The organism is Amycolatopsis sp. DG1A-15b (assembly GCF_030285645.1).
Taxonomy (GTDB): Bacteria; Actinomycetota; Actinomycetes; order Mycobacteriales; family Pseudonocardiaceae; genus Amycolatopsis.
Window position 1 is genome coordinate 10,347,044 of sequence record NZ_CP127296.1, and the last position, 24,055, is coordinate 10,371,098.

Sequence of the window (24,055 nt, forward strand, 5' to 3'; positions counted from 1 at the left end):
GCCTAAGGAGCCACGGGCTCCTTCGCGGGTTCGGCGGTCACGGTGAACGCGAACGCCGTCAACGCCGCCAGGAGCACCGCGCCGGCGAAGTAGGGGACGGCGGGAGCGACCTCGTACAGGCCGGTCCCCAGCAGCGGCCCGCCCATGAACGCCAGCGCGCTGCTCGACCCCATGAGCCCGGCGACCGCGCCCTGCTCGTCCCGGGTGGCGAGCAGGGTCGGCGCGGACATGAACCCCGGCGTCGCGAACCCCATCCCGGCGCCGAGCGCGGCCACCCCGGCGCCGAGCAGGAGCCCGCCGGAGCCGACGGCCACCACGAGCATCCCGCCGGTCATGACGGACGCGCCCACCCGCACGAGCCGCAGCGGTGTCCAGCCCAGCCGCGGGACGGCGACCACCTGGACGAGGATGATCATCCCGGCGCCGGCCAGCATGACCAGGCTGGTGACGCGGCCGGTGTCCTGGGTGGTCAGGTGCAGCCGGTCCTGCACCAGGAAGCCGACGGTCATCAGGACGATCGCCAACGCGAGGTACAGGCCGAAGCCGATGGTCAGGAACGGCCACAGGCGCCGGTCGAACGGGCTGACCTTCACCGTCACCGGCCGGGTCGCGCGCTTCGGCGGTTTCGGCAGCGCGAACGTGATCACCACGGCGATCACGGCCAGGACGACCGGGGCGGCGTAGACCGGGACGAGCAGGTTCCCGGTGAGGCTCAGCAGGCCGCCCAGCGCGGGACCGGCGGCGAGCGCGAGGCCTTGGGCCGCACCGAAAGCGGCCATGCCCCGCACCCGTTCGGCGGGCCCGTCGGTGACGTCGGCGATGTAGGACTGCGCGGTCACCGGCGTCGCGGCCCAGGTGAGGCCGAACAGGACGCCGCGGGTGAGCAGAACGGCCGTGAACAGCGCCGGCACGGCCAGGGCTTTCGCCAGGCCGAGCTGGGCGACGACGGCGAACCCGAGCAGGCTCGCCATGGCGCCGAGCAGGGAGAACAGCAGCACCGGCCGGTGTCCCCAGCGCGCGGTCCGGCGGCCCCAGAACGGGCTGGCCAGCACGACTCCCGCACCGCCGACGGCCCACACGGCACCCAGCGCGAACTCGCTGAACCCGAACTCGCGGGCCAGCGGCGGCAGGATCGGGTTGAGCAGCTGCTGGCCCGCCATCAGGCCGAACACGGCCAGGCAGACCACCAGGACCGGCCGTCTCACGCCACGGCCGTTTCGTGCTCGGTGCCGGTCCGGGGCGTGATCGACAGCAGGTCGCCGGGCTCGTCGACGCTCAGCCGGTGCCAGCGGCCGGGCGGGACGAGGACCGCCCGCCCGGCCGTCACCGTGGTCACCAGGCCTTCGTCGCGCAGGTGGACGCGCAGCGATCCGGACAGGACGACGAGGACTTCGTGGCCTCCGGGGTGGCGCTCCCAGACGTGCGAGTGCACGGCGCGGTCGTCGGCGGCGTGGAACGCGCTGAGGGTCCACTGGCGCTCGTCGCCGCTGTCCCCTGGCTCGGCCACGCCCCCGGGCTGCAGCTGAATCACCGTGCTGAACAGGTCGTAGTTTTCGAACATGTTCCGAAAGTAGCACCGGCCGGCCGGAGCTGTCGAACGACTTGCGGGCATGATGGGGGCGTGCCCCGACCCGCCGGCCGCATGGGGCGGCCGCCCTCGACGTCCCGCGAACAGATCCTCGAAGCCGCGCGGGCGATCCTCGACCGGGACGGCAGCGAGAAGCTCACGATCCGCCGGCTCGCCGCGGAGCTCGGCGTCGGCGCGACAACGCTGTACCACCACGTGCGCGACAAGGACGACCTGCTGGTCCAGCTGCTCGAGCACTACGCCGGGCAACTGCCGCGGCCGGGGCTGCCGGACGATCCGCGGGAGCGCATCGTCGCCGCGGCGATCCTGATGCACGACGCGCTCGCCGCCCGGCCCGAGCTCGCGGAGGTGCTCACGGCCGACGACTTCCTCGGCGAGTCGGCGCTGTGGATGGTCGAGGAGATCGTCGGTGGCGCACGGGGCTGCGGGTGCTCGCCCGAGCGGGCCGTCGAGCTGTACCGGAACGTCTGGTACTACACGCTCGGCGAAATCCTGGTCCGGGCGCGCGCCGGGCGGCGGGCGGGCGAGGACCGGCCCCGCTACCGCGACCAGGTGTTCGCCGCGCTCGACGGCGCCCGCTTCCCGAACCTCGCCGCCGTCGGCGATCGCTGGCCGGAACTGGCCGCGCGCGACACCTACCGGGCCGGCCTGCGCGCCTTCGTCGACGGGCTGCTCGCTCAGGAATCCAGGTAGCGCAGCACGGCGAGCACCCGGCGGTTGTCCCCTTCGGACGGTGGCAGGCCGAGCTTGCCGAAGATCGACGTCACGTACTTCTCCACCGAGCCGGGCGAAAGGAACAGCTCCGCCGCGATCGCGGAGTTCGACCGGCCTTCCGCCATCAGGCCCAGCACTTCGCGTTCCCGCGGGGTGAGCCCGCTCAGCGCGTCCGTCCGGCGGGTCGCCGAGAACAGCTGGCTGACGACTTCGGGGTCGAGGACCGTTTCGCCGTCCGCCACCCGGCGCAGCGCGTCGAGGAAGTCCGAGACCTCGGCCACGCGGTCCTTGAGCAGGTAGCCGACGCCGCCCGCGTGGTCGGCCAGCAGCTGGGCGGCGTACTTCGTCTCGACGTACTGGGAAAACAGCAGGATCGCGCAGCCCGGGAGCTCGCGACGCAGCGCGATCGCCGCCCGCAGGCCTTCGTCGGTGTGCGTCGGCGGCATCCTGATGTCCACAATGGACACGTCAGGTGCGTGGTCGTTGACCGCTTCGCGCAGCGCTTCGGCGTCCTTCACGGCGGCGGCGACTTCGTGGCCGCGGAAGGTCAGCAGCTCGACGAGGCCCTGGCGCAGGATGGTGGAGTCCTCCGCGATGACGATCCGCATGCCGCGAACCCTAGCGGGGCAGCGGCACCCGCGCGGTCACTTCGGTCGGACCACCCGGCGGGCTGGTGACGGTCAGTTCGCCGTCGACCGTCCGCAGCCGTTCGGCCACCCCGGCCAGCCCGCCACCCGGCACGATCCGCGCGCCGCCGTGGCCGCTGTCGCGGACGCGCAACCGCAGGACGTCCCGCTCCTCGGTGACTTCGACCAGTGTCATCCCGCCGTGTTTTGCGGCGTTCGTGAGCAGTTCGGCGGCGCTGAAGTAGACGATCGTCTCCAGCGAGGGCGGTGGCCGGCGCGGCAGGTCGACCGCGACCCGCGCGTCGATCCCGGACGTCGCGACGAGCGTGGCGAGGGCGACGTCGAGGCCCGCGTCCAGGGCGGCCGGGTGGATGCCGCGGGCGAGGTCGCGCAGTTCGGTCAGCGCCTGTTTGGCGTTGGCGTGCGCGGCGGTGACCAGCTGTTTGACCTGCGGGAGGTCGACGTCCGCCAGTTCGTCCTTGGCCAGGCCGAGCTTCATGGCCAGCGCGACGAGCTGGGCCTGCGCGCCGTCGTGCAGATCGCGTTCGATGCGCCGCAGCCGCAGGGCGGCGTCCTCGACGGCGGTCGCGCGGCTCGCTTCGAGGTCCCGCACCCGTTCGGACAGCACACGTTCGCCGAGCAGCCCGACGACCAGCAGCCGGTCGAGGGCGACGAAGGCGTGCGTCACCCGCGGCAGCGCGACCAGCACGAGCAGCCCGGACGCCGACCAGGCCAGCGCGCCGACCCAGTGGTCGGCGCGGATGCCGAAGACGGGCAGCTGTCGTTCGCCGAGCGGGAACCAGAGGAAGGAGTAGGTGGTGGCGGCGAAGGCGTAGAGCGTCGCGGAGAAGACGGTGAGCAACCCGGCGAAGGTGAGCGGAAGGCGGAGCACCAGGTACCCGGCGGCGCGCCAGCCCGCGGGATCGCCGACGCGCGCTTTGACCCAGCTCCACAGGCCGGGCTTGAGTTCGGGCCGTCGCGGGGCGGGCACGCTGACACCGAGCAGGGCTTTCGCGAGCCTGCGATGGGCGGCGCCGAGGCCCCGGGCGTAGGAGACGGCCCCGGCGAGGACGAGGAAGCCGAGCAGGACGGGGGTGAGCCAGAGCCCGAGCACGAGGACGACGAGAAAGCTGAGCAGCGCGAAGACGGTGAGCGGGCCGGCGAGCCAGAGCCAGAGGTACTCGGCCCGGAAGTCCCGCGTGGCCAGGGGGCCGAAGACGCGGCGCAGCAGGTGGGGTGGGTCGAGGGTGGTCACGGGTTCAGTGTTGCCCGGGGCGGCCGGGTTGCCCATGGGGTTTTCCCCCGACTTCGTTACGGAACACCGCAGGGTGCTTCCCGGCAACGATTTCATCACCTGGTTAACGGACCGGGCAGCTCGTGCGACCCCGTTGTACGCGCTGTCGAAAAGTTCGGAGGCGGCCGCAATGACAGTTTTCTTCCGTTTGGCCTCGGCGAGCTGGGTTCTGGTGGCCGCCTGGATTCTTTTTGTCATCCTGGCATACTTACTGGTGGGTTCCCGCCGGATTCCGTTCGGTGCGTCATACGTGAAGAATATTTCAGGAGTGCCGGTCCTGGATACGAGGTTCGCATTCCGCGCCGACCAGGGCGCTGCAGCGTTGCAGGCGCTCGGCGAGGTGGGCCGCCGGCACCACGCGTACTTCCAAATCGCCGATCTCGGGTTCGTGCTGGTTTACGTGGTGGCCCTGCCCGGAGCTCTCTTCGCGTTGTTCGGCAACGCGATCCCGGCGATGGTCCCGGTGCTCGGGGCGTTGGCCGACCTCGTCGAGGACTTCGGGATTCTTCTTGCGCTGCACAAGTTTCCGGCGCCTGCGCGGTCTGCCCTGGCGGCCGCCGGTGCGGCCGGTGTTGTGAAACACATCTGCTTCTGGCCGTCGCTGATCGCGGTCGTGGCAGGCGTGGGGTTCGTACTGATCCGGAGGTTTTTCCATGCCTGAAAACGACTACGCCACGGGGACTTACTTCACCCTTCGCTCCATGCTGATCATTCTGGTGTTGCTGCTCGCCGCCTCGATCGGCCTCCATCTGCTCGCGCATGGCGGGTGCCTGCAGGATTCGGTCAGCGGGTACTACTACACATCTGCGCAAGCGATGTTCGTCGGCATGCTGTGCGCGATCGGCGCGTGCCTCATCATCCATCAGGGAGCCGACGTCGAGAACGCCCTTCTCGACTTCTCCGGCTTCATGGCCTTCGTCGTCGCGTTTGTTCCCGCCGAGGTCGACAACACCTGCCAGGTTGGCGACCTCGTAGGAATCCAGACCACGGCCGAAGTGCGGACCACCTTGCCGCCCGTGCTCGCTGCCGCCATCGTGGCGGGGATCTGGGCCGTCGTGAAGCGGAAGCGGGGCGAGGCGACGGGGTGGGCCGCTGCGGTGCGGCTCGCGACACTGGCCGTAGTGGTCATCATGGCCTTTTGGGCTCTGCTGTCTCCTCCGGGTTTCGTGGCACACGGGCACCTGTCTGCCGCCGTGTTGATGTTCGCCGGGATGGTCCTGGTGGTGGGGTGGAACTACTGGGACACCTCGGGCGCGCGCTACGGCTGGGTCTTCTGGGCCATGATGGTGACTCTGGTCATCTGGCTTGCATTCCTGGTGTTCTCCCCCATTCCCCACCTGACGCTGATCGTCGAGGCAGTGCTGATCGCCGAGTTCGCAGGGTTCTGGATGCGGCAGACGGGGGAGTTCAGGGAAGGCGCGAACCGCCCCGAGAGGATATCGAGAGTGGGCGCGGCTGCGTGAGACGCTGGACGCCAAGCGTGAAGGCCTCCTCGGCAAACTCCCGAGGAGGCCTTCACGAACCAAGACTCACGGAGCGTCCGGGTCGTCTTCCTGGGCCCGCTGCGCGGCTTCCCGCATCTCGATGACGTCGGTGAGCCAGTCGCCCGTCTCCCGGGCGATGTCGCGGATCGCGCCCGTGATGATGCTCGCGATGTTGCCGACGTGCGTTGCCGCTGATTCGGTGATCACCTGCAGGGTGTCCTTCTCTCGTTCGAACTGACCCACCATGTCACCCTCACGCTGCTCGGAGCTGCCGGTCGGGTTCCACGGTAGCCGGGGACGGCGGGGAAGGGAGAGCCAGCTTCGCGATCTTCTTCGCCACCGACCAGAGCTGCCTGCGCAGCGGGCCCGTGTGGTACGGCAGCCCGTACTTCTCGCAGATCGCGCGCACCTCGCCGGCGATCTGCGGGTACCGGCGCGCCGGGATGTCGGGGAACAGGTGGTGCTCGATCTGGTGTGACAGGTTGCCGCTCAGGATGTGGAACAGGGGGCCGCCGGTGATGTTCGCCGAACCCAGGATCTGGCGCAGGTACCACTGCCCGCGCGACTCCGAAGCCGTCTCCTCCTCGGTGAAGCTCTCGACGTCGGCCGGGAAGTGGCCGCAGAAGATGATCGCGAACGCCCAGAGGTTGCGGGTCAGGTTCGCCGTCGCGTTGCCGAGGAACGTCAGCGGCGCCAGGGGGCCGGTCAGCAGCGGGAACAGGACGTAGTCCTTGCCGACCTGCCGCGAAGCCTTCCGCAGGATGCGCCGCAGCACCGGCACGTTCTCGGCCCAGGACCGCTCGCCCTTGACGACGTTCTCGACCTCGAGGTCGTGCAGCATGACGCCCCACTGGAAGAAGATCGCCAGCAGCGTCGCGTACACCGGGTTGCCCAGGTAGTAGGGATGCCACTTCTGGGCGGTGTCCATCCGCAGGATCCCGTAGCCGACATCGCGGTCCTTGTCGACGATGTTCGTGTACGTGTGGTGGATGTAGTTGTGCGAGTGCCGCCAGTTCTCCGCCGGCGCCACGGTGTCCCACTCGAACCGCTGCGAGCTCAGCGCCGGGTCACGCGTCCAGTCGTACTGGCCGTGCATGACGTTGTGGCCGATCTCCATGTTGTCGAGGATCTTGGCCAGCGACAGCGCGCCGACGCCGGCGAGCCACGCCGGCGGGAAGAACCCGGCGAACAGCAGCGCGCGCCCGGCGACCTCCAGGCCGCGCTGCTTCTTGATGATGTCGTGGATGTAGTCGACGTCCTCCTGGCCCAGGTCGTCGACGATCCGCTGCCGCAGCGCGTCGAGCTCGCGGCCGAACTCCTCGACCTGTGCCGGGGTCAGGCGGTCCTGCAGACCGGTCATGGCAATCTCCTCAAGCGTCGATCTCGACGTCCCCGACCGGGACGGAGATGCAGAGCTGGATTTCTTCGTTGTCGTCGCCGGAAACCTCACCGGTGCGCGCGTTGCGGACCCGTCCGGCCGTCTTGAGCTGGGTGCAGGAGAAGCAGATGCCCATCCGGCAGCCGTGCTCCGGCGAGAGCCCGGCCTCTTCGGCCTGCTCCAGCAACGGCTTCCCCGAGTTCGCGCACTCGCGGCCGCTGCGCTTGAACCGGACCTGCCCCTCGGCGTTCCCGGTGTCGAAGGTCAGCGCCGGCGGCGTGAACTCTTCGGTGTGCACGCGTTCACCGAGCTCCTCGCGCACGGCGTCCATCAGTGGCTTCGGGCCGCAGACGAACGTCTCCGCGTCGCGGAACCAGGGGGCGACCCGCGCCAGGTGCTCCGGCGAGAAGAACCCGTTGAGGTCGCCACCCTTCGAATGGGTGTAGGCGTGCACGACCCGCAGCCCGGGGTGCCGGGCGGCGAGCTCGGCCAGTTCGGTGCGGTACAGCGCGTCGGCCGGGCCGTTCGAGTACTGCACGAACACGATCTCGCCCGGGTGGCCCTCGGCGACCAGGGTGCGCGCCATCGCGAGCACCGGCGTGATGCCGCTGCCGCCCGCGATCAGCAGGACGCGGTCCGGCCGCTCGGCGGGCAACGTGAAGCCACCGTCCGGAGTGGACAGGTTGACGACCGAGCCGACGCCGATCGCGCGGTTCAGGTGCCCGGAGACCAGGCCCTGCTCCTTGATCGTGAACTCCAGCTCGCCGTCGTACTGCGAACCGCACGGCGAATAGCAGCGCGTGCGCCGGACGCCGTCGATCTCCACCTGCAGGCGGACGTACTGGCCGGCGGTGAAGCCGCGCCACGCGCGGCTGGGCTTCACCGTGAGCGTGACGCTGTCGGGCGTCTGCTTGCGCACCGCCGTGACCAGCCCGCGGATCTCGCGGCGGACCAGCATCGGGTCGACGAGCTCCAGGTACCGGTCCATCCCGTGCGGCGTCAGCAGCGCCTCGGCCAGCGAGGCGAGGCCGCGCACCCGCCGGGGGATGAGCGCCGTCATCGGGAACCTCCTCGATTACAGTGAACGGCTGTACACTCAACAGTGCACTGCAGGAGTGGACGCCCTGTCAACGCGAGACCCCGAGGATGTGACGTGAGCAACGCGGTGGACATCCGTACGCTGGACCCTGTGTCCGAACCACTGACGCCGGTGAGCCGCCAGGAGCGCAAACTGCGCACCCGCCAGGCGCTGCTGGACACGGCTCTCGAGCTGCTGGCCGATCGCCCGTTCGCCACGCTGTCGCTCCGCGAGGTCGCGAAGGGCGCAGGCATCGTCCCGACGGCCTTCTACCGGCACTTCGCCTCGATGGAAGACCTCGGCGTCGCGCTCGTCGAAGAGGCGACGCACACGCTGCGCGGCATGATCCGCTCCGCGCGCACCGATCCGGACACCTACCAGGGGATGATCAGCGCGTCGGTGACGACGCTGCACCGGTTCGTCCGGGCGAACGAGGACCATTTCCGGTTTCTCACCCGCGAGCGGTACGCCGGCGGCTCGCTCGCCGAGGCGATCGGCGTCGAACTGCGGCTGTTCTCCGGCGACCTCGCGATCGACCTCGCCCGGTTCCCGAAGCTGCGCGAGTGGAGCACCGAAGACCTCCACATGCTGGCCGACTTGATCGTTTCCGTGATGCTGACGACCATTGTCGAACTGCTGGAAGCCCGCCCAGGTGAAGACGCGAAAATCACCGGAACGGCGGAAAAACGGCTGCGCCTGGTCCTGCTCGGCGTCCCGCACTGGAAAACGACCTGAACGTTTCCCGCACGGCACTCGTATTTCCCGGCACAACCGCGAGACTTGCGACCCACGTCACTGGGGACTGTCGGTCCGGCGTGGTACAACCCTCGGATCGTGCCTCGCCGATGAGGAGGTCGTGTGACGGACAGCGAACAGAGTCAGCAGCTCACCGTGGGTGTGGTGGCCGAATCACGCCCCGGGGAGCGGCGGGTGGCCATGGTGCCCAAGCTCGTCGGGCGGCTCGTGCAGCGCGGGCTGCGCGTCGTCGTCGAGCCGGGCGCCGGGTCCGGTGCCCACCTGAGTGACGACGCGTACACCCGAGCGGGCGCCGAACTCGGCGACGCCTGGGGCGCGCCGATCGTCGTGAAGGTCAACCCGCCTTCGCCCGCGGAAGTCGCGAAACTGAGCCGGGGCGCCGTGCTCGTCGGTTTCCTGGATCCGCGCGGCAACCCGGACGGGCTCGCGAAGCTCGAAGAAGCGGGATTACGCGCCTTCGCGATGGAGGCGGTCCCGCGGATTTCCCGGGCGCAGGCGATGGACGCGCTGTCGTCGCAGGCCAGTATCGGCGGCTACCGCGCGGTGCTGCTCGCCGCGCAGAAGCTCCCGCGGTTCTTCCCGATGCTCACCACCGCGGCCGGCACCGTCCCGCCGGCCAAGGTGCTGGTGCTCGGCGCCGGCGTCGCCGGGCTGCAGGCACTGGCCACCGCGAAACGGCTCGGCGCGCAGACCACCGGCTACGACGTGCGGCCCGAGGTCGCCGAGCAGGTCAAGTCGCTCGGCGCGCAGTTCCTCGACCTCGGCATCGAGGCGGTCGGCGAAGGCGGGTACGCCCGCGAGCTGACGGCCGAGGAGCGCGAGGAACAGCAGCGGCGGCTCACCGAGGCCATCACGAAGTTCGACGTCGTGATCACCACCGCGCTGGTGCCGGGCCGCAAGGCGCCGACGCTCGTGACCGCGGACGCCGTCAAGGGCATGCCCGCCGGGTCGGTCGTCGTCGACCTCGCCGGCGAGACCGGCGGCAACTGCGAGCTGACCAAACCGGGCGAGGACGTCGTGGAGCACGACGTCACCATCTCCTCGCCGCTGAACCTGCCCGCCGAAATGCCTTCGCACGCCAGCGAGTTGTACGCCCGCAACGTCACCGAGCTGCTGGAGCTGCTCGTGACGAAGGAAGGCGCGCTCGAGCTGAACTTCGAAGACGAGATCGTCGCCGGTGCCTGCGTGGCCGGGCGCGAAGGGAGCGCCACGTGAGCCCACTTGTGCAGAACCTGGCGGTGCTGGTGCTCGCCGGGTTCGTCGGCTTCGCCGTCATCTCGAAGGTGCCCAACACGCTGCACACGCCGCTGATGTCCGGCACCAACGCCATCCACGGCATCGTGCTGCTGGGCGGCCTGGTCGTGCTCGGCCTCGGCGTCGACGGCGTCTTCAACAAGATCCTGCTGGTGATCGCCATCGCCTTCGGCACGATCAACGTCGTCGGCGGGTTCCTCGTCACCGACCGGATGCTGTCGATGTTCAAGGCCAAGAAACCCGTCGCCGGTGAGGAGGACGAGAAGTGACCGACTTCATCGCGATCCTCTACATCATCGCGTTCGCCCTCTTCATCTACGGCCTAATGGGCCTGACCGGCCCGCGCACCGCGGTCCGCGGCAACTGGATCGCCGCGGTCGGCATGGGCATCGCCGTCATCGCCACCCTGCTCACCCCCGGGATGGGCAACTGGGTGCTCATCGCCCTCGGCGTCGGGATCGGCGTCGTCGTCGGCGTCCCGTCGGCGCGCAAGGTCAAGATGACGGCGATGCCGCAGATGGTGGCGCTGTTCAACGGCGTCGGCGGCGGCGCGGTCGCGCTCATCGCGTGGGTGGAGTTCAACTCGACCGGCGGCTACGCGCACGAACCGGCGTACATCGCGATCGCGTCGCTGTTCGCCGCGATCATCGGGTCGATCTCCTTCTGGGGATCGAACGTCGCCTTCGGCAAGCTCCAGGAGCTGATCAGCGGCCGCCCGATCACCATGGGCAAGCTGCAGCAGCCGGTCAACGCGCTGCTCCTGCTGATCGCGGTCGCCTGCGCGGTGCTCATCATCGCCGGCGGCGACAACGAGCTGCTGATCATCGGGCTGCTGGTCGCGGCGGGCATCCTCGGCCTCACCGTGGTGCTGCCGATCGGTGGCGCGGACATGCCCGTCGTGATCTCCCTGCTCAACGCGTTCACCGGGCTCTCGGCCGCGGCGATGGGCCTGGCGCTGGACAACACGGCGCTGATCGTGGCCGGCATGATCGTCGGCGCGTCCGGCTCGATCCTGACCAATCTGATGGCCAAGGCGATGAACCGGTCCATCCCGGCGATCGTCGCGGGCGGCTTCGGCGGCGGGCCCGCGGTCGCGGCCGGCGGCGGGACGAAGGAAGCCCGTCCGGTGCGCTCGACCAGCGCGGCCGACACCGCGATCCAGATGGCGTACGCCAGCAAGGTCGTCGTCGTGCCGGGTTACGGCATGGCCGTGGCGCAGGCGCAGCACACCGTCCGTGAGATGGCGAAGCTGCTGGAGAAGAAGGGCATCACGGTCGCCTACGCGATCCACCCGGTCGCCGGCCGGATGCCGGGGCACATGAACGTGCTGCTCGCCGAGGCGGACGTGCCGTACGAGCAGCTCAAGGAGATGGACGAGATCAACTCCGAGTTCGCCCAGACCGACGTCGCGCTGGTGATCGGCGCGAACGACGTCACGAACCCGGCCGCGCAGACCGACCCGAGCTCGCCGATCTACGGGATGCCGATCCTCAAGGTCAACGAGAGCCGGTCCGTGATCGTCTTGAAACGCGGGATGGCCTCCGGCTTCGCCGGCATCGACAACGACCTGTTCTACGATCCGAAGACCAGCATGCTCTTCGGGGACGCCAAGTCGTCGGTGGGCGAGATCGTGGAGGAACTCAAGGCGCTATGACGACCGGGTCGGATGTGCGTGCGGCGTTCACGGATCCGGCCGAGAATCTCGCTTTCGACGAAGCGCTCCTCCGGGTTGCGCCCGAGTCACCCGTGCTGTGGCTCTGGCGCAACCCGGTTTGCGTCGTGGTGGGGCGCGGGCAGCGGATCGCACGCGAAGTGCGGGCCGACGAGTGCGCCCGCGACGGCGTCCCGGTGCTGCGGCGGGCCAGCGGCGGTGGCACGGTGTTCCACGACCCCGGCAACCTGAACGTGACCCTGGTCCTGCCCGGCCCGGCGGACCGGCCCCTGGAGGCGCTCGGCCAGGTGATGAGCGCCGCCGTCGACCAGCTCGGGCTGGTGCCGCGGATCGGCGACCGCGGGCTGTTCGTCGGCGACGCGAAACTGTGCGGGTTCGCCGTGTTCCGCACCAGGACCGGCCTGCTGGCCCACTCGACGCTGCTGGTCGAGACGGCCGCGGGGCTCGTCGGCCGCTACCTGACCGGCGCGCCGCCGGACCCGCGGCCGCTCGACTCGCACCGCAGCCCGGTGGCGTCGCTGGCCGAGCACGGCCTGCGGCCCGGGTTCGGCGCGGTCGAGGCGGCGGTGCGGGCGGCAGCGTCGCAGCTGTTCGGGACGTTCGTGCCCCGGCCGCCGTCGGCGGCCGAGCTGGCGCGGCAGCGGGCGTTGCTGCACACCCGCTACCACTACCCGGCCTGGCACGCCGACGGCGCCCAGCGCGCCGCCTGAGCCGTCTACTGTGGACTTACTCGGCCGCCGAGAACGTGACGGTCGGCACCTTGCGCGCGGTGGCCCGCGTGATGGTCTTCGGCTCCGCCGCCTTCTTGGCGCGCGTGGTCTTCACCGGTTCGGCCTTCGCGCTGGTCTGCGCCGGCTTGGGTGCGGCGGCCTTCACTCTGGCGGGCTCGGCCTTGGTGGGGACGGGTGTCGCTTTGGCGGGCACGGCCTTCTTGGCGGCCGGCTTCGGCGAGGTCTTCTCCGCGCCGGGGACGATCCGCGGCCGGTTCTTGCGGCCACCGGTGCGGCGGCCGGCGTCGGCGTACCGCTGCAGGAGCCCGCGCAACGCCTCCGCGTTGGCGAAGGAGAGGTCGATGTCGTAGTCGATGCCGTCCAGCCCGAAGCCGACGGTCTCCGCCGCGGGCTCACCGGTCAGATCATCCAGCACCCGCACAGCCGTGTTCCTGGCCACGACAAACCTCCCGTGCTCGAACGTGTGATGTGTTCGCGAGCACCGGGTCCGACGGCACCCGGTGCCGCCGAAAACTTGCAGCTTCCTGACGGAGGATAGCCGCTGGCTTGCGTGATCCCGCGTAGTGGTGTGACCTGAAGCCATGGCTGGAGAGACTTTTGACGTAGTGGTGATCGGCGCGGGTCCGGTGGGGGAGGTGGCCGCCGAACGGGCGGCCCGCGGAGGCCTGAAGGTCGCCCTCGTCGAGCACGAACGCTTCGGCGGCGAGTGCTCCTACTGGGCCTGCATCCCGAGCAAGGCCTTGCTGCGGCCGGGAAATCTCCTCGCCGCCGCGAAGCGCGTGCCCGGCGTGCCGGTCGGCGACCGGATCGACCCGGCGGCGGTGTTCGCGCGCCGTGACTGGTTCACCGGCAAGGGCGACGACTCGGGACAGGTCGACTGGGCACGCGGCGCGGGCATCGAACCGGTTCGCGGGCACGGCGAAATCACCGGGGAGCGGGAGGTGACCGTCGGCGGCGACCGCGTGCTGACCGCCCGGCACGCGGTGATCGTCTGCACCGGCAGCGTGCCCAGCACGCCGTCGATCCCCGGGCTCGACACGATCCGGCCGTGGGGTTCGCGTGAAGCGACGTCGGCGTCTTCGGTGCCGCCCCGGCTCGGCGTCCTCGGCGGCGGCGTGGTCGGCGTCGAGATGGCGCAGGCGTTCGCGTCGCTGGGGTCGGAGGTCCACCTGGTGATCACCGGCCCGCGGCCGCTGCCGCGCAACGCCGAGTTCGCCGGTGACCTCGTGCTGGCGGGGTTGCGCGAAGCCGGCGTCGAGGTGCACACGGATTCGGGCGTTTCGAAGGTCGCGGCCGGGGACTCCGGGACGACGTTGACGCTGAAAGACGGCTCGACGCTGGTCGTCGACGAGTTCCTGGTGGCCACGGGCCGCCGTCCCGCGACCGCCGGGCTCGAGCGCTTCGGGATCGAGCCCGGGCACCCGCTGGAGACCGACGACACCGGCCGCGTGTCCGCAGTGGACGGTGACTGGCTGTTCGCGGCCGGCGACGTCACCGGCCGGGCGCCGCTGACCCACCAGGGCAAGTACGGCGCCCGCGCGGCGGGCGACACGGTGGCGGCGCTGGCCGCCGGCAAACCGGTGTCTTCCGCGGCGTGGAGCCCGTTCACGGCCACGGCCGACCACCACGCGGTGCCGCAGGTGGTGTTCACCGACCCGGAGGTGGCGGCGGTCGGCCTGGCGGACGCGCGGCCGGGTTCGGCGGACCGCGTCGTCGACATCGACATCGCGGTGGCGGGCTCGTCCCTGCACGCGGACGGCTACACGGGCAAGGCCCGGATGGTCGTGGACACGGAGCGGAACGTGCTCCTGGGCGTGACGTTCGTCGGCCAGGACGTCTCGGAGCTGCTGCACTCGGCGACCATCGCGATCGTCGGCGAGGTGCCGCTGGACCGGCTGTGGCACGCGGTGCCGTCGTTCCCGACGATCAGCGAGGTCTGGCTGCGGCTGCTGGAGGCGTACGGGCTCTGACGGCTACTGGGCGGGCAGGTCGAGGGCGGCCGCGGCGGCCCTGACCAGGCCGGGATCGTCCGGAGTGGACGGTCCCGGCGCCCAGACGGCCTGCACGAGCCGGACGGACGAGCCGTCGAGCTTGCTGGCGTAGGCGGCGTTCTCGAACCGCGGGACGGGGGTGGCGCCCCACTGGCCGGTCTCGGTGGCGAGGTCGAGGACACCGCCGCCGCCCGGGGTGTCGGCAAGGGCCTTGAAAGCGGCGGCTTGCGCGGCATCGGGGAAGTCGACGATCCCGACTGTGACGGCCCCGCCGCGGCCGTCGACGGTGGCGGCGTAGCTGGCGCGCTTGACGCCGGAGCAGCTGGTCTGCTGCAGGCTGGCCTGGGCGTCCCCGAAGGCGTGGGAGGCACATCGCTGATCGCCGCCGGCGGCGCGAAGGGCGAACTGGAGGCTACGCACCGGCGTGCTGGGCGGCGGCTGGGACTTCGAGCTGGCGGGGGGAGGCGCCGGAGCGGCGGCGGTGCCATCACCGGTGGTGGCCACGGCGACGGCGGCGACGACGAGCAGAACGAGGGCACCGATGGCGCCGAGCGGGAGCCAGCGGACGGTCCGTGGAGTGCGGGCGGGTCCGGGTTCCGGCCGCGGCCGGGGGAACGGCTGCGGCGAGGCCACGGGAAGAGGAACGCCCTGGGGTGGCTCGGGTGCGGCAGGTTGCGGGCCGGCTTGTTCGGCTGCGGCGGGGCGGGGAGCGGGGGGTTCTGGCGGTGCTGGAGCCTCGGGAGCTTGTTCGGCTGCGGCGGCCCGCGGGGCGGGGGGTTCGGGTGCTTGGCCGGCTTCGGTGGGGTGCTCGGGTGCGGTGGTTCGGGCGCTGGCCTGCTTGGCGTTTGCGGGCTGCGGCGCCGGGTGCTCGGGAGCTTGCTCGGCCGCAGCGGAGCGCCCGAGAGCCGCGGTTTGGTCGCTGCTCGGCGACGGAAGGCGGAGGTTTTCGGTCCGCTCGGTCTCGGCAGCGGAGGATTCGGCCGGTTCCGGACCGTCCGGCGGGGTGGCCTCGGCGGGCGAGGGAGTGGTCTCGGTGCCGGGAAACAGCGGTCGATCCGCAGGGGCCGGTTCCGCCTGGGCAGGTGACGGAAGTACCTCGGTGGGCTCCGCCTCTGCGGGCGGGGGAGTGGTCTCGGTGCCGGGGAACACCGGTCGCGCCGAGGGATCCGCGGCGGCCGATTCCACCTCCGCCGGTGACGGGCGAACCTCGGCAGCTTCCGCGGGTGAACCAGCAGCGTCCGCAAGTTCGGCCGCAGAAAGTCCGGCCGCGCCCTCCGAGACCGCGCCCTCCGAGACCGCAGCATCCGGGACCGCGGCCTCCGGTGCGGCTTCGACCGGGGTCGTGGTCCGCCAGTCGGTGGTACCCGCCCCCACCGAGGCAGCGGCGACAGCCGGCGGCTGCGGGCCTTCGTCCCAAAGGGACTCCGGAGGCGCATCGTCCGTCAGGCGGCTGAAGCCCTCGGCCAGCAGGACCTCGTCCGTGAACTCCGGTGCCGACGGCGCCAGCCCTCTGATCAGCGCCCGGACCTGGTCCACCGAGCGGGGCCGGTGCGCCGTGGCCAGGGATACCGTTGCCGCCAGCATCGTTGTCGGGGTCGGGTGCAGTACCCGGACCGGGCCCGCCAGGTCCGCCGCCGGCTGGTCCACCGTCTCCACGTACGGCCCCACCGCGATGATCGTTCCCACCGGGGCCGTCCCCGGGACCAGGGCGGCAATTTGCCTTTCGCAAGCCTGTGAGATGTCCAGCGCTTCCGTGGCCGGGTTCACCGAATCGTCGTCCGCGACCAGGGGCCAGCCGTCCGCCTTCCAGGGGCCGCCCAACGGGGCCTCCAGGCGCAGGGCCGGGTCCGGGAGGTCCACGCCGATCACGATGATCACGCCGTGGGGGAGCAGGACCACCGCCTCGATCGGGCGGTCCGTCACCCCGCCCACGCCCACCAGGGCGATCCCGCCGATCACGGTGCTCCCGCGGCCCAGGGACGCCAGTGCCGCCCGGATGTCGTCCGCCACCCGGGACTGCTGCCGCTCCAGGCGCACCAGTCGCACCGCTGTCCTCCCTGCTCGTCGGTCCGGGTCAACACGCTAGCGCGCCCAGCGCAATGATCCGCGCGACACGGGCGCGCCGCGGCGCTTGCCCTCCGAAAGTGGTGCTGCGGGTGACTTGTGGTGTTCATGTGGCCAAACGGCACGGTTGGGGTGCAGAATGTGCTACAACGCATCGGAGGCGGCATTCGGGAGCCGCACTGAGGCCGCGCTGCAGCTCGGAGTAGGGCGTAGGGGAAGACGTCCCTCGTCGAGCAACAAGCGGAGGTAGCAGTGAGCACCCGTGGCAGCACCCGAGGTGTGGTGTACGTCCACTCGTCGCCGTCTGCGGTGTGTCCGCACGTCGAGTGGGCCATTTCGGGCACCCTGGGTGCCCGCGTTGACCTGAAGTGGACGGCGCAGCCGGCCAGTCCGGGTCAGCTTCGCGCCGAATGCGGATGGCGCGCGCCCGCGGGCACCGGCGCCAAATTGGCGTCCGCCCTCAAGGCGTGGCCGATGATTCGGTTCGAGGTGACCGAAGAGCCCAGTGCGGGCGTCGACGGCGAACGGTTCTGCTTCGCGCCCGGCCTCGGCCTGTGGCACGGGCGGACCAGCGCCAACGGCGACATCGTGGTGGGCGAGGACCAGCTGCGCGCGCTCGTCGGCATGACCCGCGGCGGGGAGTCCCTCGCGCACAAGCTGGACGAGCTCTTGGCCGCGAGCTGGGACGAAGCGCTCGAGCCCTTCCGCCACGCCGGTGACGGCGCGCCGGTGACCTGGCTGCACCAGGTCGGCTGAGCCCCGGGACGGGGGCCGGTACGCTTTCCGCGTGACCACCCCCGCCCCCAGCTCTCGCCAGCGCTGGCTGGTGCCCGTCGTGGTCGTGGTGCTGTCCGTGACCGTCGGTGGCGGCCTGCTCGCGCGCGAAATCTACCGCCGTCCCGACCAGCCCGCCGACGACGCCTCCATCGCGGTGTCGACGCCGTCGTCGTCGAGCATCGGAGCGCCGGCCGCGGTGGACGACGGCGTCCGGATGACCGACGACGCGAAGCGGCACCCACAGGCCGACGCCGTCCGCCGGGTGCTGGAGAAGTACTTCAAGGCCATCAACACCAAGCAGTACCCGCTGTGGACCGACGTGGTCACCGACGAGCGGGCCGCCGGCCAGTCGCAGAGCGACTGGACGAAGGGGGTTCGCACCACAAGGGACAGCGACGCCCTCGTCTACCGGATCGAGCGTTCGGCCGGGAACTCGCTGCGGGTCCTGGTCGGGTTCACCAGCCGGCAGGCGCGCGACGACGCCCCGGTGTTCTTCCGCGAGCCGTGCATCAAGTGGCGGCTCGTCCTGCCGATGGTCATCGAGAACAGGGCCCTGAAGATCGCCGCCGCGGTCGACGGCGGGCCCCCGCCCGAACACGAAAAGTGCTGAACTGAAAGAAGGGGCCCGGCCGAAGCCGGGCCCCTTCTTTCGGTTCCGGAAAGCTCAGACCGTGAACAGCAGCGCGGTGTTGTGGCCGCCGAACCCGAACGAGTTGCTGATCGCCGCGGTCAGCTCGACCTTGCGCGGCTCACCCGCGACGACGTCCAGCTGCACCCGCGGGTCCAGGTCCGTCAGGTTCAGGGTGGCCGGCACGAGACCGTGGTAGAGCGACAGGATCGTGATGATCGCCTCGACCGCGCCGGCGCCGCCGACGAGGTGGCCGAGCGCGCCCTTCGGCGCCGTCACGACCGGGTGTTCCCCGATCGCGTTGCGGATCGCCGCGGCCTCGCCGATGTCACCGACCACAGTGGACGTCGCGTGCGCGTTCACGTGCCCGATGTCCGCGGCGGTCACCCCGGCCATCTTCATCGCCGCGCGCATCGCGGCGATCTGGCCGATGCCCTCGGGGTGGTTGCCGGTGATGTGGTAGGCGTCCGAGGTGATGCCGTGCCCGGCGATCGTCGCGTAGACGCGCGCCCCGCGGGCCTTCGCCAGGTCCGCGCGCTCCAGGATGACCACGCCGGAGCCCTCGCCGAGGACGAAGCCGTCGCGGCTCGCGTCGAACGGCCGCGACGCGCTCGCCGGGTCGTCGTTGCGCGTGGACACCGTGCGGGCCTGGGCGAACCCGGCCAGCGTGATCGGGTGGATGCACGCTTCGGCGCCCCCCGCGATCACGACGTCGGCGCGCCCGGAGCGGATCATCTCCACCCCGCTGGCGATGCCTTCGGCGCCCGAGGCGCAGGCCGAGGCCGGGGAGTGCACCCCGGCCCGCGCCTTGAGGTCGATGCCCACGTGCGCGGCCGGGCCGTTCGGCATCAGCATCGGCACGGTCAGCGGCGACACCTTGCGGAGACCCTGCTGGTGCAACAGGTCGTTCTGGGTGAGCAGGGTGACCGGGCCGCCGACGCCGGTGCCGATCGACACGCCGAGGCGGTCGGGGTCGACGTCCGTGTGGTCGTCCGTCGGTTCCGCGTACCCGGCGTCGGCCCACGCCTGGCGGGCGGCGATCAGTGCGACCTGCTCGCAGCGGTCCAGCCGGCGGGCCTGCACCCGCGGGAGGACCTCCGAGGGATCGACGGCCAGCTGGCCGCCGATCTTGACCGGCAGCTGCAGCTCCTCGACCCAATCGGCCTCGATCGCGCGAACCCCGCTCGCCCCGGCCAGCAGACCGTCCCAGGTGGACGTGACGTCCCCGCCGAGCGGTGTGGTGGCGCCGAGACCGGTGATCACGACGTCGATGTTGCTCATGGGAGTCTCCTCAAGGAGGGAAGAGGACTTACTTCGAGTTGGCCGACACGTAGTTCACCGCGTCGCCCACGGTCTTGAGGTTGGCGAGCTCGTCGTCCGGGATCTTGACGCCGAACTTGTCCTCGGCCTGCACGGCGATCTCGACCATCGACAGCGAGTCGATGTCCAGGTCGTCCACGAAAGACTTCTCGGCGGTGACGTCGTCCTGAGCCACACCGGCGACCTCTTCGACGATCTCGGCGAGGCCGGCGAGGATCTCAGCGTTGTCAGCCATGGGGGTGTTCCCTTCTCGGTCTTACTGGGGGTCTGTTTCCCTCGGGCGAATGCCCGCGGGGAGCGTAACGGTGATCAGGGGCAGATGAACGCCTGCCCGGCGTAGGACAGGCCCGCGCCGAACCCGACCGCCAGCACCACGTCGCCGGACTTCGCCGTCCCGGCCTTGCGCATGTGGTCCAGCGCGAGGGGGATGGACGCCGACGAGGTGTTGCCGGAGTACTTGATGTCGTCGGCGACGACCATGTCGTCGCGGGCGCCGTTGGCCCGCAGCTTCTTCGCGATCGCCTCGACGATGCGCAGGTTCGCCTGGTGCGGGATCAGCACGTCCACATCGGACGGCTTGAGCCCGGCGGCCTCGAGCGCCTGCATCGCGATCGGCGCGATCTTCGTGGTCGCCCACCGGAAGACCGACTGGCCCTCCTGGTAGATGTACTTGTCGTCGCGCATGTAGATGAGATCGACCAGGTCGCCCGCGCTGCCCCACGACACCGGGCCGATCTCCGGCTCGTCGGACGGGCCGACGACCGCGGCGCCCGCGCCGTCGGCGAAGATGATCGCGTTGGCCCGGTCGGCCGGGTCGACCGAGTCGGTGAGCTTCTCGGCCCCGATGACCAGGACCTTCTTCGCCGAGCCCGCCCGGACCAGGTCGGAGGCGACGCCGAGGCCGTAGCAGAACCCGGCGCACGCGGCGTTGAGGTCGAACGCGCCGGGGCTGGGGATGCCGATCCGCGCCGCGACCTGGGCGGCGGCGTTCGGGATCAGCGTCGGCATGGTGCAGTTCGGCAGGATCACCGTGTCCACTTCGGACGGGTCGACGCCGGCGTCGGCCAGCGCGGCGGTGCCGGCGGCGACAGCCATGTCGGTGAGCAGCTCGTCCTTCTCGGCGAACCGGCGCTCGACGATCCCCACCCGCGACTGGATCCACTCGTCGTTGGTTTCCATGGTCTGCGACAGGTCGTCGTTGGTGACGATCTTCGCGGGCTGGTAGCTGCCGACGCCCAGCACGCGGCTGCCGCGGGAGCCGGTGTTGAGGCTCAGGGCGGGTCGGTCGGTCACGAGGCGTCCTCCTGGCGCAGCGCCGCCAGCTCGGCCGGCGTCTTCAGCGCGGTGATAGTGGTGACGACGCCCTTGAGCTGCCGCTTGACCAGGCCGGTCAGGGTGCCCGCGGGCGCGAGTTCGATCGTGCGGGTGACGCCGAGGGAGACCAGGCCGTCCATCGTCAGGTCCCAGCGGACCGGGCGGGTGACCTGGGAGACCAGCCGCGCGAGGTACTCGGCCCCGCTGGCGACGACGGCACCGTCCGCGTTGGACAGCAGCGGGCGGACCGGGTCGGCCGGGGTCAGCTCGGCGGCGTGGGCGCGCATCGCCTCTTCGGCGGGCGCCATGTAGCTGGTGTGGAACGCGCCGGCGACCTTGAGGGCGCGGATCTTCGTGCCTTCGAGGGGCTCGGCGACGATCTTCGCGATCGTGTCGGCGGCACCGGAGGCGACGATCTGCCCCGCGCCGTTGCGGTTCGCCGCGGTCAGGCCCTGCTCTTCGAGCCACGCGACGACCTGCTCGGGGTCCCCGAGCATGACCGCGGCCATCGACGTCGGTTCCAGCGCGCACGCCTTCGCCATTTCGGCACCGCGGACGGCGGCGAGCGCGACGGCGTCCTCCGGCCGGAGCACCCCGGCGATCGCGGCGGCCGCGAGCTCGCCGACGGAGTGGCCGGCGACCGGCGCGTCCGCGGGCACCGGGGCGGTGGCCTGGAGGTGCTCGAAGGTGAGCAGCGACAGCGCGACGATCAGCGGCTGGGCGACCGCGGTGTCCTGGATCTCGTCGGCGTCCGCCTCGGTGCCGAGGCGGAGCAGGTCGAGCCCGGCGCGCTCGGACCACTGGGCGACGCGCTCGCGCGCGCCGTCGAGGTCGAGCCAGGGCGTGAACATACCGGGGGCCTGGGCCCCTTGGCCGGGAGCGAGGACTGCTGCTGTCACCCTTCAAGACAACACGGTGAAGGGTGTTTCCCGGGATGCCGACGCTCACAGTGTCTGTGCGGCGTCTTTGTCGGAAACCTCCAAAGATGCACCGCAGAAGCTCGCGCGTAACCCGGATGCCTTGTCGGGTTCAATCACCTTTCGCTGTTAAGTCCATCACGTGACGCCCGTCTCCGGAAGACTCAGTCCTGCGGGGTGAGCAGGACGATCGGGATGACGCGATCGGTCTTCTGCGCGTACTCGTCGTAGAGCGGGAAGACGGCCGCCATCCGCGGCCAGAGGTCCGCGCGCTCGGCCGGGGTCGCGACCCGGGCGCGGGCGGTGAACCGGCGGGTGCCGGCCTGGACCCCGACGCTCGGCTCCGCCACGAGGTTCTTGAACCACGCCGGGTCGTCGTCGGCACCGGCCTTGGACGCGACGACGACGAAGTCGTCCCCCGAGGTCCCGTAGATCAGGCAGGTGCGCCGGGGCACGCCGGTCCGCCGGCCGGTCGTGGCGAGGATGAGGGTGTGCAGGCCGTTCGACTCGTGGCCGACGGTGCCGCCCGAGTCGAGGTACGTGCGGGTCTGCTCGGCGACCCAGTCCCACTGGGAGTCGGTGGCGCGGTCGAGGTCGTCGGCGACGGCCATGGTGGAATCCTTTCGCGGGGGACGGGGGTTTCAGCGGAGCTTCTCGGCCAGCGCGACGATGATGCCCTCGGGGCCGCGGAGGTAGCAGAGCCGATAGTCGTCCCCGTACCGCACCAGCTCGCCCACGGGTTCGGTGCCGTGCGGGCGCACCCGGGCCACGACGGCCTCGATGTCCTCGACGGCGAACATGATGCGGCGGAGACCGAACGCGTTGACCGGCGCGTCCCGCTCGGCGGCGGCGGGGGCCGCCGGCGCGTGGAACTTCATCAGCTCGAGCCGCCCGTGGCCGTCCGGGGTCCGCACCACGGCCATGTCGCACCGCACGCCCTCGAGCCCCACGAGGACGTCCACCTCCGGTCCGCCGACCGTGGCCTCGCCCTCGAGCTCCAGGCCGAGAGCGACGAAGAACGCGGTCACCGCCGCGAGGTCGTCGACGACGACGCCGACGTTGTCCATCCGCTGGATCGTCATGGTTGCTCCTCCGCCACGCGGCCCCGGTGGCCGCTCGTGCCCCGGGGACGGAGCCGGCACGGCGGTCTCGACATCCGCGGCGTCACCAAAGTCCGCGGGCCCTCGCCAGCCGTCCGACGGTCAAGGCGATCCGCAGCACCAGGGCGTCGCGCGGGTCGGTCGCCTGGCAGCCCGTGAGGTCCGCGGCCTTCCGCAGCCGGTAGCGGACCGTGTTCGGGTGGACGAACAGCGTTTTCGCGCACGTCTCCAGCACGCCGCCGCTCTCCAGGTACGCCTCCACCGTGCGCTGCAGCGTCGGCCCGGCCTCTTCGAGCGGGCGCGCGATCGTGTCCACCAGCATGCGCTCGGCCTCCGCGTCGCCCGACAGCGCGCGCTCGGGGAGCAGGTCCGCCGACCGCACCGGCCGGGGCGCGCCCGGCCAGCCGACCACCGCGCGCAGCCCCGACAACGCCTCCGTCGCGCTGTGGTGGGCCTCCGCCAGCGTCGGCACCGTCGGGCCGGCGACCACCGGGCCCTCGGCGAACGCCACCGACATCCGGGTCAGGATCTCCCGTTCCTTCACCCCGCCGTCGGTCGGGCCGCCGACCACGACCACCAGCCGGGACCCCTGCACCGACAGCAGCACCGGGCGCCCGACGCGGGCCGCGCGGCTGCGGACCTCGAACACCACCGTCGGCGGATCCTCCGACGGCGGGTTGCCGACCAGGACGGTCGCCGCCGCCGACGGGTCCCACCCGAGCGCCGTGGCCCGCGAGAGCACCGACTCCTCGGCGTCGCCGCGGACGATGCCGTCGACGACCAGCGCCTCCAGCCGGGCGTCCCAGGCACCGCGCGCTTCCGCCGCGGCGGCGTAGGAATTCGCCGCCGCGAAGGCGATTTCCCGGCCGTAGCGCAGGATTCCTTCGATCAAAGCGGCGCGTTCCGCTTCGTTCGCGGCGAAATCGGGAAGCTGCTCCTCGAACACCTCGATGGCCAGGCGCACCATGCCGACCGCCTGGCGCAGGCTGATCCACCGCGACAGCTCGGCCGGTGCGTCGCGGAACGCTTCGGTGGTGAGCTTCAGGGCCTCCTTGGCGTCCCGCAGCCAGTCGACGAAGCCGGCGGCCCCGGCCTGGGTGATCAGCAGGACGCTCGCGCGCTGGTCGGCGGGCAGCCGGGCGAACCAGGGCAGCCGCCGCTCCATCACCGCGATGCTCGCGCTCGCCAGGCTGCCGGACGCGTGCTCCAGCCGCCGGAGCGTCTTCGCGGACAGTCCGTGGTGCTTCGGCACCTGGCGCGGGGCGGTGGTTCCATCCATGGCGAGGCGATCCTACGTGCCCGCAACTTTGGTAGCCCCTCGCGGCAACGCGCGAGGGTAGGCGGGGCGTGTACGCACTGCCTAGGATCG

At 71.2% G+C, this 24,055-nt stretch carries 27 protein-coding genes; 11 read left to right on the forward strand and 16 right to left on the reverse strand.

Going from position 1 to position 24,055, the window contains the following annotated elements; translation table 11 throughout:
* Nucleotides 1-2 precede the first annotated feature (2 nt).
* Entirely contained in the window at nucleotides 3-1,205 is a 1,203-nt protein-coding gene (locus tag QRY02_RS48235; RefSeq protein WP_285989368.1) for an MFS transporter, read from the reverse strand.
* A complete protein-coding gene (locus QRY02_RS48240; protein ID WP_285989369.1) occupies nucleotides 1,202-1,561 on the reverse strand; it encodes a cupin domain-containing protein in 360 nt (119 codons plus the stop codon). Before QRY02_RS48240 ends, QRY02_RS48235 begins: the two co-directional genes overlap by 4 nt.
* Before the next feature lie 60 nt (nucleotides 1,562-1,621).
* Here QRY02_RS48240 and QRY02_RS48245 point away from each other — a divergent pair, with 60 nt between their 5' ends.
* Nucleotides 1,622-2,281: a TetR/AcrR family transcriptional regulator gene (locus tag QRY02_RS48245; RefSeq protein ID WP_285989370.1), complete on the forward strand. Its 660-nt coding sequence runs from the start codon at nucleotides 1,622-1,624 to the stop codon at nucleotides 2,279-2,281.
* On the opposite strand, the gene QRY02_RS48250 is transcribed toward QRY02_RS48245, so the two are convergent.
* Nucleotides 2,266-2,910, reverse strand: a complete 645-nt coding sequence (locus QRY02_RS48250) for a response regulator transcription factor (protein ID WP_285989371.1) — start codon at nucleotides 2,908-2,910, stop codon at nucleotides 2,266-2,268. The two genes, QRY02_RS48245 and QRY02_RS48250, sit on opposite strands and share 16 nt — an antisense overlap.
* Before the next feature lie 10 nt (nucleotides 2,911-2,920).
* Nucleotides 2,921-4,219 carry a sensor histidine kinase gene (locus QRY02_RS48255; protein ID WP_353068535.1) on the reverse strand — a complete coding sequence of 433 codons (1,299 nt, stop codon included), beginning with the start codon at nucleotides 4,217-4,219 and terminating at the stop codon, nucleotides 2,921-2,923.
* On the opposite strand from QRY02_RS48255, the gene QRY02_RS48260 reads away from it, so the two are divergent.
* Nucleotides 4,218-4,883 (forward strand): hypothetical protein, encoded by a 666-nt coding sequence (locus tag QRY02_RS48260; protein ID WP_285989373.1) that lies wholly within the window; start codon nucleotides 4,218-4,220, stop codon nucleotides 4,881-4,883. The genes QRY02_RS48255 and QRY02_RS48260 overlap by 2 nt on opposite strands.
* On the forward strand, nucleotides 4,876-5,685 hold the full coding sequence (locus tag QRY02_RS48265; protein ID WP_285989374.1) for a hypothetical protein: 810 nt from the start codon (nucleotides 4,876-4,878) through the stop codon (nucleotides 5,683-5,685). Before QRY02_RS48260 ends, QRY02_RS48265 begins: the two co-directional genes overlap by 8 nt.
* Nucleotides 5,686-5,751: 66 nt before the next feature.
* On the opposite strand, the gene QRY02_RS48270 is transcribed toward QRY02_RS48265, so the two are convergent.
* The 3 genes from QRY02_RS48270 to QRY02_RS48280 are packed head-to-tail and all read right to left on the reverse strand — an operon-like array spanning nucleotide 5,752 to nucleotide 8,144.
* On the reverse strand, nucleotides 5,752-5,952 hold the full coding sequence (locus QRY02_RS48270) for a hypothetical protein (protein ID WP_285989375.1): 201 nt from the start codon (nucleotides 5,950-5,952) through the stop codon (nucleotides 5,752-5,754).
* Between the two features lie 7 nt (nucleotides 5,953-5,959).
* On the reverse strand, nucleotides 5,960-7,066 hold the full coding sequence (locus QRY02_RS48275; RefSeq protein WP_285989376.1) for a fatty acid desaturase family protein: 1,107 nt from the start codon (nucleotides 7,064-7,066) through the stop codon (nucleotides 5,960-5,962).
* A 10-nt stretch (nucleotides 7,067-7,076) separates the two neighbouring features.
* Nucleotides 7,077-8,144, reverse strand: a complete 1,068-nt coding sequence (locus QRY02_RS48280) for a ferredoxin reductase (RefSeq protein ID WP_285989377.1) — start codon at nucleotides 8,142-8,144, stop codon at nucleotides 7,077-7,079.
* A gap of 93 nt (nucleotides 8,145-8,237) precedes the next feature.
* Between QRY02_RS48280 and QRY02_RS48285 the strand changes: the two genes are divergently transcribed.
* The 5 genes from QRY02_RS48285 to QRY02_RS48305 all read left to right on the forward strand — a co-directional run bounded on the left by QRY02_RS48285 (nucleotide 8,238) and on the right by QRY02_RS48305 (nucleotide 12,554).
* Nucleotides 8,238-8,897: a TetR family transcriptional regulator gene (locus QRY02_RS48285; RefSeq protein WP_285989378.1), complete on the forward strand. Its 660-nt coding sequence runs from the start codon at nucleotides 8,238-8,240 to the stop codon at nucleotides 8,895-8,897.
* Nucleotides 8,898-9,020: 123 nt separating this feature from the next.
* Nucleotides 9,021-10,133 carry a Re/Si-specific NAD(P)(+) transhydrogenase subunit alpha gene (locus QRY02_RS48290; RefSeq protein ID WP_285989379.1) on the forward strand — a complete coding sequence of 371 codons (1,113 nt, stop codon included), beginning with the start codon at nucleotides 9,021-9,023 and terminating at the stop codon, nucleotides 10,131-10,133.
* A complete protein-coding gene (locus QRY02_RS48295; RefSeq protein ID WP_285989380.1) occupies nucleotides 10,130-10,441 on the forward strand; it encodes an NAD(P) transhydrogenase subunit alpha part 2 in 312 nt (103 codons plus the stop codon). The genes QRY02_RS48290 and QRY02_RS48295 overlap by 4 nt, the downstream gene beginning before the upstream one ends.
* Nucleotides 10,438-11,826, forward strand: coding sequence for an NAD(P)(+) transhydrogenase (Re/Si-specific) subunit beta (locus tag QRY02_RS48300; RefSeq protein WP_285989381.1), 1,389 nt, complete (start codon nucleotides 10,438-10,440; stop codon nucleotides 11,824-11,826). The genes QRY02_RS48295 and QRY02_RS48300 overlap by 4 nt, the downstream gene beginning before the upstream one ends.
* Nucleotides 11,823-12,554 (forward strand): lipoate--protein ligase family protein, encoded by a 732-nt coding sequence (locus QRY02_RS48305; RefSeq protein ID WP_285989382.1) that lies wholly within the window; start codon nucleotides 11,823-11,825, stop codon nucleotides 12,552-12,554. Before QRY02_RS48300 ends, QRY02_RS48305 begins: the two co-directional genes overlap by 4 nt.
* Nucleotides 12,555-12,570: 16 nt before the next feature.
* Here QRY02_RS48305 and QRY02_RS48310 read toward each other — a convergent pair whose 3' ends face one another.
* Nucleotides 12,571-13,014: an Lsr2 dimerization domain-containing protein gene (locus QRY02_RS48310; protein WP_285989383.1), complete on the reverse strand. Its 444-nt coding sequence runs from the start codon at nucleotides 13,012-13,014 to the stop codon at nucleotides 12,571-12,573.
* A 142-nt stretch (nucleotides 13,015-13,156) separates the two neighbouring features.
* Here QRY02_RS48310 and QRY02_RS48315 point away from each other — a divergent pair, with 142 nt between their 5' ends.
* On the forward strand, nucleotides 13,157-14,545 hold the full coding sequence (locus QRY02_RS48315) for a dihydrolipoyl dehydrogenase family protein (RefSeq protein ID WP_285989384.1): 1,389 nt from the start codon (nucleotides 13,157-13,159) through the stop codon (nucleotides 14,543-14,545).
* A 3-nt stretch (nucleotides 14,546-14,548) separates the two neighbouring features.
* Here the strand turns inward: QRY02_RS48315 and QRY02_RS48320 are convergent, their stop codons facing one another.
* Nucleotides 14,549-16,612 carry a hypothetical protein gene (locus QRY02_RS48320; protein WP_285989385.1) on the reverse strand — a complete coding sequence of 688 codons (2,064 nt, stop codon included), beginning with the start codon at nucleotides 16,610-16,612 and terminating at the stop codon, nucleotides 14,549-14,551.
* A 270-nt stretch (nucleotides 16,613-16,882) separates the two neighbouring features.
* On the opposite strand from QRY02_RS48320, the gene QRY02_RS48325 reads away from it, so the two are divergent.
* Entirely contained in the window at nucleotides 16,883-17,386 is a 504-nt protein-coding gene (locus tag QRY02_RS48325; RefSeq protein WP_285989386.1) for a DUF3145 domain-containing protein, read from the forward strand.
* Nucleotides 17,387-17,417: 31 nt separating this feature from the next.
* Entirely contained in the window at nucleotides 17,418-18,017 is a 600-nt protein-coding gene (locus tag QRY02_RS48330) for a hypothetical protein (protein ID WP_285989387.1), read from the forward strand.
* A gap of 54 nt (nucleotides 18,018-18,071) precedes the next feature.
* Here QRY02_RS48330 and QRY02_RS48335 read toward each other — a convergent pair whose 3' ends face one another.
* The 7 genes from QRY02_RS48335 to QRY02_RS48365 all read right to left on the reverse strand — a co-directional run bounded on the left by QRY02_RS48335 (nucleotide 18,072) and on the right by QRY02_RS48365 (nucleotide 23,965).
* Nucleotides 18,072-19,316, reverse strand: coding sequence for a beta-ketoacyl-[acyl-carrier-protein] synthase family protein (locus tag QRY02_RS48335; protein ID WP_285989388.1), 1,245 nt, complete (start codon nucleotides 19,314-19,316; stop codon nucleotides 18,072-18,074).
* Nucleotides 19,317-19,344: 28 nt separating this feature from the next.
* Nucleotides 19,345-19,590 (reverse strand): acyl carrier protein, encoded by a 246-nt coding sequence (locus QRY02_RS48340; RefSeq protein WP_004559006.1) that lies wholly within the window; start codon nucleotides 19,588-19,590, stop codon nucleotides 19,345-19,347.
* Nucleotides 19,591-19,664: 74 nt separating this feature from the next.
* Nucleotides 19,665-20,648: a beta-ketoacyl-ACP synthase III gene (locus QRY02_RS48345; RefSeq protein ID WP_285989389.1), complete on the reverse strand. Its 984-nt coding sequence runs from the start codon at nucleotides 20,646-20,648 to the stop codon at nucleotides 19,665-19,667.
* Nucleotides 20,645-21,568, reverse strand: a complete 924-nt coding sequence (locus tag QRY02_RS48350) for an ACP S-malonyltransferase (protein ID WP_285989390.1) — start codon at nucleotides 21,566-21,568, stop codon at nucleotides 20,645-20,647. Before QRY02_RS48350 ends, QRY02_RS48345 begins: the two co-directional genes overlap by 4 nt.
* Before the next feature lie 182 nt (nucleotides 21,569-21,750).
* Nucleotides 21,751-22,197, reverse strand: coding sequence for a nitroreductase family deazaflavin-dependent oxidoreductase (locus tag QRY02_RS48355; protein WP_285989391.1), 447 nt, complete (start codon nucleotides 22,195-22,197; stop codon nucleotides 21,751-21,753).
* A 30-nt stretch (nucleotides 22,198-22,227) separates the two neighbouring features.
* The gene (locus QRY02_RS48360; RefSeq protein WP_285989392.1) at nucleotides 22,228-22,668 is read right to left on the reverse strand and encodes a VOC family protein; all 441 of its coding nucleotides are present in this window, start codon (nucleotides 22,666-22,668) and stop codon (nucleotides 22,228-22,230) included.
* Between the two features lie 82 nt (nucleotides 22,669-22,750).
* On the reverse strand, nucleotides 22,751-23,965 hold the full coding sequence (locus QRY02_RS48365; protein WP_285989393.1) for a PucR family transcriptional regulator: 1,215 nt from the start codon (nucleotides 23,963-23,965) through the stop codon (nucleotides 22,751-22,753).
* Nucleotides 23,966-24,055 lie beyond the last annotated feature (90 nt).